Origin of the sequence: Pseudomonas sp. p99-361, assembly GCF_003935475.1 — a bacterium.
In the GTDB taxonomy this organism is placed as follows: Bacteria; Pseudomonadota; Gammaproteobacteria; order Pseudomonadales; family Pseudomonadaceae; genus Aquipseudomonas; species Aquipseudomonas juntendi.
The window spans coordinates 1-10,009 of record NZ_RHQO01000108.1; the positions used below are offsets into that span (position 1 = coordinate 1).

A 10,009-nucleotide genomic window follows, 5' to 3' on the forward strand; every position below is an offset into this window, starting at 1 on the left:
CCCGAAACAAACGTAGGAGCGAGCGCAGCTCGCGATGCGCCGCGCGGGCGGCGCTCGATCTCACAGGCACTGCATATATTGTGGCGACCACCTGTCAGCCCTGATGCAATCCCTGTGAGGCTTGCCGGCGATTGGGCCATTGAGCGCTATTTATTCGGCAGCAGGCTTACGCTTCTTCAGCGGCGCCAGGCCATCGGCGCTGGCCAGTGGCGCGTTGGCCTTCGGCTTGGCGGTAGGCTTGCGCTTGGCGGCCGCCTTCTTGTCGCCGGTTTTTTTCTCGATCTTTTTCTTCTTGCTCCCGGCCGCCTTGCCCGAGGCCTTGACCTTCTTCGGCCCGGTGTAGGTGCCCTTCACTTCCTTGATGACGCGGCGCTCGAACTGCTGCTTGAGGTAGCGCTCGATGCTGGACATCAGGTTCCAGTCATTGTGGGTGATCAGCGAGATTGCCAACCCTTCACCACCGGCACGCCCGGTACGGCCCACGCGGTGCACGTACTCGTCGCCGCTGCGCGGCATGTCGAAGTTGATCACCAGATCGAGACCGTCGATGTCCAGGCCACGGGCCGCCACGTCGGTGGCCACCAGCACCTTGGAGCTGCCCTGCTTGAAACGCTCGATGGCCAGCTTGCGGTCCTTCTGGTCCTTCTCGCCGTGCAGTACGAAGGCCTTCACATCCTTGGCCACCAGGTGGCCGTAGATACGGTCGGCCAGGGCGCGGGTATTGGTGAAGACGATTGCCTTGTCGAAGGTTTCATTGGCCAGCAGCCACTGCACGATCTGCTCTTTGTGCTGATCGTGGTCGGCCGTGATGATCTGCTGGCGAGTGCCTTCGGCCAACTGCGAGACACTGTTGAGCATCAGGTGCTCCGGGTCTTTCAGCACCTTGCCGATGATGTCGCGCAGGGCCGCACCGCCGGTGGTGGCCGAGAACAGCAGGGTCTGCTCACGGTTCTCGCACTCCTTGCACAGACGCTCCATGTCTTCGGCGAAGCCCATGTCGAGCATGCGGTCGGCTTCGTCGAGGATCAGCACCTGCACGTGGGACAGGTCGAGGTTGCCGGCGTTGAGTTGCTCGAGCAAACGGCCCGGGGTGCCGATCAGCACGTCCGGCACCTTGCGCAGCATGGCGGCCTGTTCCTTGAAGTCTTCACCGCCGGTGACCAGGCCCGCCTTGATGTAGGTGAACTGCGAGAACAGCTGCACCTGCTTCAGGGTTTGCTGAGCCAGTTCGCGGGTAGGCAGCAGGATCAGCGAACGGATTTCGACGCGCCCGCCTTTCAGGTCGACCAGGCGGTTGAGCAGCGGCAGCACGAAAGCTGCCGTCTTGCCGCTGCCGGTCTGCGCGGTCACGCGCAGGTCACGCCCTTGCAGGGCCAAGGGGATGGCCGCGGCCTGCACCGGGGTTGGCTCGACAAATTTAAGCTCGGCCACGGCTTTAAGCAGGCGTTCATGCAGGGCGAATTGGGAGAACACGGAGGTAACCTCAGGCAAGTGCGGGAAATTCAGTTGCATAGGGTAACGTTTTCTGCCGCCTTAGCCGAATTTCTTTTGGCAACTTTGTCGCCATCCGCGCTCTAATGGCACCTCGTTTCGCAACAAGACTGTATGCAAGCCCATGGATATCCAACAAATCTGGCGTGATTCCCTCGACCTGTGGGGCACCCTCGACCAACACCCCATGCTGCACGCGGCCATCGGCCTGGCGGTACTACTGCTCATCTCCCTGGTCATCGGCCGCCTGGCACGCTTTCTGATGCTGCACGGCGCGCGCCTGCTGGCACGCCAGCCGGCACTCAAGTGGCTGGACGACCTGCGTCACAACAAGGTCTTCCACCGCCTGGCGCAGACCACCCCGTCACTGGTGGTGCAGTTTGGCCTGAAACTGGTACCGGAGCTGTCCGATACCGCCCAGCACTTCCTGGGCAACGTCGCCCTGGCGTTCACCCTGCTGTTCATGACCATGGCGCTGTCGTGCCTGCTGGATGCCCTGCTCGACATCTATGCGCGCACCGAACACGCCCGCACCCGCTCGATCAAGGGTTATGTGCAGCTGGCCAAGATGATGCTGTGGATCTTCGCCTCGATCGTCATCGTCGCCACCCTGATCGACCGCTCGCCCCTGCTGCTGCTGTCGGGCCTGGGCGCTATGTCGGCGGTGCTGCTGTTGGTCTACAAGGACACCCTGCTGTCGTTCGTCGCCAGCGTGCAGTTGACCAGCAACGACATGCTGCATGTCGGTGACTGGATCGAAATGCCCCAGGTTGGCGCCGATGGCGACGTGGTGGACATTACCCTGCATACGGTGAAGGTGCAGAACTTCGACAAGACCATTGTCTCCGTGCCCACCTGGCGCCTGATGAGCGAGTCGTTTCGCAACTACCGCGGCATGCAGCAATCCGGCGGCCGGCGGATCAAGCGCAGCCTGTTCATCGACGCCGCAGGTGTGCGCTTCCTCACCCGCGAGGAGGAACAGCGCCTGTCCCAGGTCAGCCTGCTGGGCGACTACCTGGCCGGCAAACGCCAGGAGCTGCAAAGCTGGAACGAAGCGCTGGGCCCTGTGGCCGAACTGTCGGCAAACCGGCGCAAGCTGACCAATATCGGCACCTTCCGCGCGTTTGCCCTGGCCTATCTGAAAAACCACCCCAATGTGCACCCGAACATGACCTGCATGGTGCGGCAGATGCAGACCACCGCCGAGGGCGTGCCGCTGGAAATCTACTGCTTTACCACCACCACGGTGTGGGCGGACTACGAGCGCATCCAGGGGGATATCTTCGATTACCTGCTGGCGGTGTTGCCGGAGTTTGGCTTGAGCCTGTATCAGCAGCCGAGTGGCAACGACATGCGCGTGGGGTTGGCCGGGCGCACGGCGGCAGAGCCGATGCCGCGACGCCTTGAAGAAATGAGCGAGGCTTGAGATTGGGGGGCTGCTGCGCAGCCCATCGCGACACAAGGCCGCTCCTACACTGGGCGCGCAGCCATGCAAGCCTGCGCAATAGCCCGTTCCGCCTACGGCCTTAGAAGTCCACCTTGCCCCGCCCCGCCTTGACCGTACTGCGTCTGGCCTTCCCTTCGAGCCGGCGGGTCTTCGAGCCGAGGGTGGGCTTGGTGGGGCGGCGTTTCTTTTCGGTCTTGCCGGCAGCGATGATCAACTCGGCAAGGCGTGCCAAGGCATCCGCGCGGTTCTGCTCCTGGGTACGGAACTGCTGGGCCTTGATGATCAATACGCCATCGCCGGTGATGCGGCTGTCCCGTAGCGCCAGCAGCCGATCCTTGTAGAACGCGGGCAGCGATGAGGCGCGTATGTCGAAGCGCAGGTGCACCGCGCTGGACACTTTGTTGACGTTCTGCCCACCCGCGCCTTGGGCACGGATGTAGCTCAGCTCGATGTCCGTATCCGGCAGTTGCACACCGTTGGAGAGGGTCAGCATGTCAGGCCTTGCCAGCCAACGGCGTTCGCCCACGGCCACCCAGGCGGCTCAGCCATACCGAAGCGATGATGATCGCACCGCCAATGAACAGCCGCCCCAGTGGCTCGTGCTGGTTCCAGATCAGCAGGTTGAGCAGCAGCCCCACAGGCACATGCAGGTTGTTCATCACCGCCAGGGTAGCGCCGGATACCAGGCACGCACCCTTGTTCCACCAGTACAGGCCCAGCGCCGTCGGGCACAACCCGAGGAACAGCAACACCAGCCATTGCACATCGGTACTCGGCAGGTGCTGGGCATTGCCGAACAGCAGGAAGGCCGGCAGCACCACTAGCAGGGCGCCGAGGTAGAAGTAGCCAAAACGGGTGTAGTGCGGCAGGTCGCTGGGGTTGCGTGCGACCAGGTGGCGGTACAGCACCTGGCCGGCGGCGTAGGTGAAGTTGGCCAACTGCAGCAGCAGGAAACCGGTAAAGAACTCACCGCTGATGCTGTCGAAGCGGATCACCGCCGCGCCAGCCACGGCCACCAGCGCGGCCAGCAATGCCCACGGGTTGAAACGCCGGTTCATGGCGTCTTCGATCAGGGTTACATGCAATGGCGTGAGGATGGTGAACAGCAGTACTTCCGGCACCGTGAGCACGCGAAAGCTCAGGTACAGGCAGACGTAGGTGATGCCGTACTGCAACGCACCGATCAGCAGCATCGAGCGCATGAAGCGCGGCTCGACCTGGCGCCAGCGGGTCAGCGGCAGGAACACCAGGCCGGCCAGCAGCACCCGCGCGAGCACGGCGAAGTAGCTGTCGACGTGCCCAGCCAGGTACTCGCCGATCAGGCTGAAGGAAAACGCCTGGATCAGCGCGACGATTATCAGGTAGCCCATGGTTGTCTCTCGTGAATCAAGGCGGCGACCTTAGCGGGTTGCAGGCTTTGTGATCAACCATGAGGAATGTGGGGGCTGTGCCGGCCTGTTCGCGGGCTTGCCCGCTCCCACCGGTATATCACCGCACCTGAGCCCTGTGATGTACCTGTGAGAGCGGGCAAGCCCGCGAACAGGCCGGCACAGCCATCCACAAAACACCAGGCATAAAAAAGCCCGGCCACCAAGGCCGGGCAGGTACACCCAAAGGAGCAAAAACAGGTGTCAGGGTTGGGAATTCGATAACGCTCAGGCCACCGCCGCCAGTTTGGCCTTGGCCTGGTTGAGGCCCTTTTCGTGGAACTCGCCGCTCATGTTCAGGCCCTCGGCATGGATGAAGTCGACATCGTGAATACCGATGAAGGCCATCACCTGCCGCAGATACGGTTCCTGGTGGTCGCTGCTGGCACCGGCATGGATGCCGCCACGGGCGGTCAGGACAATGGCGCGCTTGCCGGTCAGCAGACCTTGCGGGCCAGTCGGGGTGTACTTGAAGGTGATGCCGGCACGCAACACATGGTCCAGCCAGGCCTTCAGAGTGCTGGGGATGGTGAAGTTGTACATGGGGGCAGCCATTACCAGCACATCGGCCGCCAGCAATTCGTCGGTCAGTTCGTTGGAGCGGGCCAGGGCCTCCAGCTCGGCAACGCTGCGCTGCGCTTCGGGCTTCATCCAGCCGCCCAGCAGGTTGGCATCCAGGTGCGGCACCGGGTTCAGCGCCAGGTCGCGCAGCGTGATCTGATCGGCCGGGTGGGCAGCTTGCCAGTGCGCAATGAAGTCCTGGGTCAGCTGGCGGGAAACGGAATCCTGCTGGCGGGCGCTGCTTTCGATGATCAGTACGTGGGCCATGAGCGGTGCCTCCATCGGCAAAAGGGTTGCGATTCGATGGAGGTGAGATTAAGGCTTGACCTATCGATAAAAAAGCGTAAAAAGTGGGTTCAACCTATCGATTAATCAGTTTATTCCGCACTGCATTGCACGGCAATGCGCAGCTTGATGATCTGCCGGTTGAATTTGGCCGTGACGTCGGCGCTTTTCCCGGCCGCTACGTTCACCCGGCGCACCCGTGGCGCCTCCGGGCCATTACGGAAGGTCACCTTGCAGGCCGCCGCGACCTGCCCATAGTTGTTCAGGGTAATGGCGCCGATGTCGTAGGCGGTGTCGTAGGCGGTGTAGTCGAGCTTGACCCCGTCCAGGTGCTTGTCCACATCGATGGGATAAGCCATGGCCCCGAGGGGCAGGCACATCAATATTGCCGCACAACATTTCTTCATGGCCGCTCTCCTTGCAAAGAGCGCAGCTTAGGACAACAGGAGCGAAAGATGAAAGCGCCGCGCGTAACCCTTGACCAGTGGCGGACCCTGCAAGCAGTGGTCGACCATGGCGGGTTTGCCCAGGCCGCGGAGGCCCTGCACCGCTCGCAATCTTCGGTCAGCTACACCGTGGCCCGCATGCAGGAACAACTGGGCGTGCCCTTGTTGCGCATCGACGGCCGCAAGGCGGTGCTGACCGAAGCCGGCAGTGTGCTGCTGCGCCGCTCGCGCCACCTGGTCAAGCAGGCCAGCCAGCTCGAGGACCTGGCCCACCACATGGAGCAGGGCTGGGAGGCCGAAGTACGCCTAGTGGTCGACGCCGCCTACCCCAGCGCCCGGCTGGTCCGCGCGCTGGCCGCCTTCATGCCGCAAAGCCGAGGCTGCCGCGTGCGCCTACGTGAAGAAGTGCTGTCGGGCGTGGAAGAAGTGATGCACGAAGGCATCGCCGACCTGGCCATCAGCAGCTACAGCATCGGCGGCTACCTGGGCGCCGAGCTGAGTGCCGTGGAGTTCGTTGCCGTTGCCCACCCCGAACACAGCTTGCACCGCCTGGGCCGTGAACTGACCTTCCAGGACCTGGAAAGCCAGCTGCAAGTGGTGATCCGCGACTCTGGCCGGGCCCAGCCACGCGACGTTGGCTGGCTGGGTGCCGAACAGCGCTGGACCGTCGGTAGCCTGGGCACCGCCGCCACCTTCGTCAGCAGCGGCCTGGGCTTTGCCTGGCTGCCCCGGCACATGATCGAGCGCGAGCTGCGCGAAGGCGTACTCAAGCCTTTGCCGCTGGACCAGGGTGGCAGCCGCCACCCACTGTTCTACCTTTATTCGAGCAAGGAAAAGACCCTGGGCCCGGCCACGCAGATTCTCATCGATTTGCTGCGCAACTTCGACACAGCGCCGCTGGACGTGCCCTTCGCAGCCCCCCCACAAGCTTGAAAGGACCGCGCCCATGGCCTACTTCGAACACGAAGGATGCACGCTGCATTATCAGGAATACGGCCAAGGCCAACCCCTGGTGTTGTTGCATGGGCTGGGCTCCAGCAGCCAGGACTGGGAGCTTCAGGTGCCCGTGCTCAGCCAGCACTACCGGGTGATCCTCATGGACATCCGTGGCCACGGCCGCTCCGACAAGCCACAGGACGGCTACCACATTGCAACCTTCAGTGCCGACCTGCTGGCCCTGCTCGAACACCTGCACACCGGGCCGGTGCACTTCGTGGGCCTGTCGATGGGCGGCATGGTCGGCTTCCAGTTTGCCGTCGACCACCCTCAGTGGCTGCGCAGCCTGTGCATCGTCAACAGTGCCCCCGAGGTCAAGCGCCGCAGCCGCAGCGACTGGTTGTGGTGGCTCAAGCGCTGGGGCCTGGCACGCGTCCTGAGTGTCGAAACCGTGGGCAAAGGCCTGGCCGAACGGCTGTTCCCCAAACCCGAGCAGGCCGCGCTGCGGCAGAAAATGGCCCAGCGCTGGGCGCGCAACGACAAGCGCGCCTACCTCAAAAGCTTTGATGCCATCGTCGACTGGGGCGTGCAGGAACGCATCGGCCAGATCCAGTGTCCTACCCTGGTGATTGCCGCCGACCACGATTACACGCCGATACAACTGAAACAACGCTATGTCGCCCTGATCCCCAACGCCAGGCTGGTCGTCGTCGACGATTCCCGGCACGCTACACCCCTCGATCAACCCGAGGTCTTCAACCAGACCCTGCTGCAGTTCCTCGCAGCCGCTTCCACCCCTCAAGGATCTTTGAGCCCATGCTGAAAAAACTCCTGCTCACCGCCTGCTCACTCGCCTTCGCCACCAGCGTCATGGCCTCCGACAAGACCCCGCACGTGCTGCTGGACACCAGCTTCGGCCAGGTCGAAATCGAGCTGAACGCCGAGAAGGCACCGGTCAGCACGAAGAACTTCCTGCAGTACGTCGACAGCGGCTTCTACAACAACACCATTTTCCACCGCGTGATCCCCGGCTTCATGGTCCAGGGTGGCGGCTTTACCGAGCAGATGGTGCAGAAAGACACCAAGGACCCGATCAAGAACGAAGCCAGCAATGGCTTGCAGAACACCCGCGGCACCCTGTCCATGGCGCGCACCTCCAACCCGAACTCGGCTACCAGCCAGTTCTTCATCAACGTCGCCGACAACGATTTCCTCAACCCGGGCCGCGATGCCGGTTACGCCGTGTTCGGCAAGGTAACCAAAGGCATGGAGGTGGTCGACCAGATCGTCAACTCGCCCACTACCGTGAAGAAAGGCATGCGCGATGTGCCGGCTGACCCGGTGTTCATCAAGTCGGCCAAACGTATCGACTGACCGCAGGCTGCACAGGGACGTGCAACCGCCTGAAGGCAGGCTGGAACAGGAGTGTCGCTACCCATGCTGTACCGTCGTTTCGAGCAACTGATCGACATCTTCCGCGAAGCACCCAGCGAGTCGCCGCCGAGCACCGTGTGGGCGTTCTACCTGTATTACCTGCGCCAGGTCTGGCCCAGCTTCCTGGCGCTGCTGGTGGTCGGCCTGTTCGCCTCGCTGATCGAGGTAGCGATGTTCAGCTACCTCAGCCGCATCATCGACCTGGCCCAGGGCACACCCAACGTCAATTTCTTCAGTGAGCACAAGGGCGAGCTGGCCTGGATGCTGGTCGTGATCCTGCTGCTGCGGCCGCTGTTCTTCGGCCTGCACGACCTGCTGGTGCACCAGACCATCAACCCCGGCATGACCAGCCTGATACGCTGGCAAAACCACAGCTACGTGCTCAAGCAGAGCCTGAACTTCTTCCAGAGCGACTTTGCCGGGCGCATTGCCCAACGCATCATGCAAACCGGCAACTCGCTGCGTGATTCCGCCGTGCAGGCGGTGGACGCGCTGTGGCATGTGCTGATCTACGCCGTTACCTCGCTGGTGCTGTTCGCCGAGGCCGACTGGCGCCTGATGCTGCCACTGCTGCTGTGGATCGCCGGCTACATCGGCGCGCTGTGCTACTTCGTACCCCGGGTGAAAGAGCGCTCGGTGATCTCATCCGACGCCCGCTCCAAACTGATGGGGCGTATCGTGGACGGCTATACCAACATCGCCACGTTGAAGCTGTTCGCCCACACCGATCACGAGCAGCAGTACGCGCGCGAAGCGATCCGCGAACAGACCGAGAAAACCCAGCTGGCCTCGCGGGTGGTTACCAGCATGGACGTGGTCATCACCACCCTCAACGGCCTGCTGGTGGTCAGCACCACCGGCCTGGCGCTGTGGCTGTGGAGCCAATCGCTGATAACCGTCGGCGCCATTGCCCTGGCCACGGGCCTGGTGATCCGCATCGTCAACATGTCCGGCTGGATCATGTGGGTGGTCAACGGCATCTTCGAAAACATCGGCATGGTCCAGGATGGCCTGCAGACCATCGCCCAGCCTGTCACCGTCACCGACCGGCCCAACGCCCCGGCCCTGAAAGTCAGCCGTGGCGCGGTACGTTTCGACAATGTCGACTTTCATTACGGCAAGGCCGGCAACGTGATCGAAGGCCTGAACCTGGACATCCGCCCCGGCGAGAAAATCGGCTTGATCGGCCCTTCCGGGGCTGGCAAGTCGACCCTGGTCAACCTGCTGCTACGGCTGTACGACGTGCAGGGCGGGCGCATCCTGATCGACGGCCAGGACATTGCCGAAGTCAGCCAGGCCAGCCTGCGCGCGCAGATCGGCATGATCACCCAGGACACCTCGTTGCTGCACCGCTCCATCCGCGACAACCTGCTGTACGGCCACCCCGGCGCCAGCGATGCCGAACTTCAGGAAGCCGTGCACCGGGCCCGGGCCGACGAGTTCATTCCACAGCTCTCGGATGCCCAGGGCCGCAGCGGTTTCGATGCCCATGTGGGCGAACGCGGGGTCAAGTTGTCGGGCGGCCAGCGCCAGCGTATCGCGATTGCCCGGGTACTGCTGAAGAATGCGCCGATCCTGATCATGGACGAAGCCACGTCGGCGCTGGACTCAGAGGTCGAGGCAGCAATCCAGGAAAGCCTGGAGACGCTGATGCAGGGCAAGACGGTGATCGCCATTGCCCACCGGCTTTCCACCATTGCCCGGATGGACCGGCTGGTGGTGCTGGACAAAGGGCGCATTGTCGAACTTGGCAGCCACAGTGAACTGCTGCAACAGCAGGGGCTGTATGCCCGGTTGTGGCACCACCAGACCGGGGGGTTTGTCGGGGTTGACTGACGCCTGTAATGGCCCTATCGCCGGCAAGCCGAAGGGATCGCATGGGGCTGACAGGTGTTTGCCACAAGTTATGCAGCGCCTGTGAGATCGAGCGCCGCCCGCGCGGCGCATCGCGAGCTGCGCTCGCTCCTACGTTTGTTTCGGGC

At 63.0% G+C, this 10,009-nt stretch carries 10 protein-coding genes; 5 read left to right on the forward strand and 5 right to left on the reverse strand.

Annotated features, from left to right (window positions below; genetic code table 11):
- Positions 1-150 precede the first annotated feature (150 nt).
- Complete coding sequence (locus EGJ22_RS24895) at positions 151-1,512, reverse strand: DEAD/DEAH box helicase (protein ID WP_029885893.1); 1,362 nt, start codon at positions 1,510-1,512, stop codon at positions 151-153.
- 103 nt (positions 1,513-1,615) lie between these two features.
- Here EGJ22_RS24895 and EGJ22_RS24900 point away from each other — a divergent pair, with 103 nt between their 5' ends.
- Positions 1,616-2,917: a mechanosensitive ion channel family protein gene (locus tag EGJ22_RS24900; protein ID WP_009683094.1), complete on the forward strand. Its 1,302-nt coding sequence runs from the start codon at positions 1,616-1,618 to the stop codon at positions 2,915-2,917.
- A 100-nt stretch (positions 2,918-3,017) separates the two neighbouring features.
- Here EGJ22_RS24900 and arfB read toward each other — a convergent pair whose 3' ends face one another.
- From arfB to EGJ22_RS24920, 4 genes are all read right to left on the reverse strand, one after another.
- Positions 3,018-3,431 carry an alternative ribosome rescue aminoacyl-tRNA hydrolase ArfB gene (gene arfB / locus EGJ22_RS24905; RefSeq protein ID WP_125920445.1) on the reverse strand — a complete coding sequence of 138 codons (414 nt, stop codon included), beginning with the start codon at positions 3,429-3,431 and terminating at the stop codon, positions 3,018-3,020.
- Between the two features lies 1 nt (position 3,432).
- A complete protein-coding gene (locus tag EGJ22_RS24910) occupies positions 3,433-4,308 on the reverse strand; it encodes a carboxylate/amino acid/amine transporter (RefSeq protein WP_029885894.1) in 876 nt (291 codons plus the stop codon).
- 285 nt (positions 4,309-4,593) lie between these two features.
- Positions 4,594-5,193, reverse strand: coding sequence for an FMN-dependent NADH-azoreductase (locus tag EGJ22_RS24915; protein WP_009683098.1), 600 nt, complete (start codon positions 5,191-5,193; stop codon positions 4,594-4,596).
- A gap of 110 nt (positions 5,194-5,303) precedes the next feature.
- A complete protein-coding gene (locus tag EGJ22_RS24920; RefSeq protein WP_009683099.1) occupies positions 5,304-5,618 on the reverse strand; it encodes a hypothetical protein in 315 nt (104 codons plus the stop codon).
- Positions 5,619-5,666: 48 nt separating this feature from the next.
- On the opposite strand from EGJ22_RS24920, the gene EGJ22_RS24925 reads away from it, so the two are divergent.
- The 4 genes from EGJ22_RS24925 to EGJ22_RS24940 all read left to right on the forward strand — a co-directional run bounded on the left by EGJ22_RS24925 (position 5,667) and on the right by EGJ22_RS24940 (position 9,863).
- A complete protein-coding gene (locus tag EGJ22_RS24925) occupies positions 5,667-6,590 on the forward strand; it encodes a LysR family transcriptional regulator (RefSeq protein ID WP_009683100.1) in 924 nt (307 codons plus the stop codon).
- Between the two features lie 13 nt (positions 6,591-6,603).
- Positions 6,604-7,416 carry an alpha/beta fold hydrolase gene (locus tag EGJ22_RS24930; RefSeq protein ID WP_009683101.1) on the forward strand — a complete coding sequence of 271 codons (813 nt, stop codon included), beginning with the start codon at positions 6,604-6,606 and terminating at the stop codon, positions 7,414-7,416.
- The gene (locus tag EGJ22_RS24935; protein WP_009683102.1) at positions 7,410-7,967 is read left to right on the forward strand and encodes a peptidylprolyl isomerase A; all 558 of its coding nucleotides are present in this window, start codon (positions 7,410-7,412) and stop codon (positions 7,965-7,967) included. The genes EGJ22_RS24930 and EGJ22_RS24935 overlap by 7 nt, the downstream gene beginning before the upstream one ends.
- Before the next feature lie 63 nt (positions 7,968-8,030).
- Entirely contained in the window at positions 8,031-9,863 is a 1,833-nt protein-coding gene (locus EGJ22_RS24940) for an ABC transporter ATP-binding protein (protein WP_029885895.1), read from the forward strand.
- Positions 9,864-10,009: the final 146 nt, after the last annotated feature.

Bases quoted from the DNA above. Each gene is read 5' to 3' on its own strand.
- EGJ22_RS24895 (WP_029885893.1), bottom strand. From the start codon at position 1,512: ATGCAACTGAATTTCCCGCACTTGCCTGAGGTTACCTCCGTGTTCTCC.
- EGJ22_RS24900 (WP_009683094.1), top strand. From the start codon at position 1,616: ATGGATATCCAACAAATCTGGCGTGATTCCCTCGACCTGTGGGGCACC.
- arfB (WP_125920445.1), bottom strand. From the start codon at position 3,431: ATGCTGACCCTCTCCAACGGTGTGCAACTGCCGGATACGGACATCGAG.
- EGJ22_RS24910 (WP_029885894.1), bottom strand. From the start codon at position 4,308: ATGGGCTACCTGATAATCGTCGCGCTGATCCAGGCGTTTTCCTTCAGC.
- EGJ22_RS24915 (WP_009683098.1), bottom strand. From the start codon at position 5,193: ATGGCCCACGTACTGATCATCGAAAGCAGCGCCCGCCAGCAGGATTCC.
- EGJ22_RS24920 (WP_009683099.1), bottom strand. From the start codon at position 5,618: ATGAAGAAATGTTGTGCGGCAATATTGATGTGCCTGCCCCTCGGGGCC.
- EGJ22_RS24925 (WP_009683100.1), top strand. From the start codon at position 5,667: ATGAAAGCGCCGCGCGTAACCCTTGACCAGTGGCGGACCCTGCAAGCA.
- EGJ22_RS24930 (WP_009683101.1), top strand. From the start codon at position 6,604: ATGGCCTACTTCGAACACGAAGGATGCACGCTGCATTATCAGGAATAC.
- EGJ22_RS24935 (WP_009683102.1), top strand. From the start codon at position 7,410: ATGCTGAAAAAACTCCTGCTCACCGCCTGCTCACTCGCCTTCGCCACC.
- EGJ22_RS24940 (WP_029885895.1), top strand. From the start codon at position 8,031: ATGCTGTACCGTCGTTTCGAGCAACTGATCGACATCTTCCGCGAAGCA.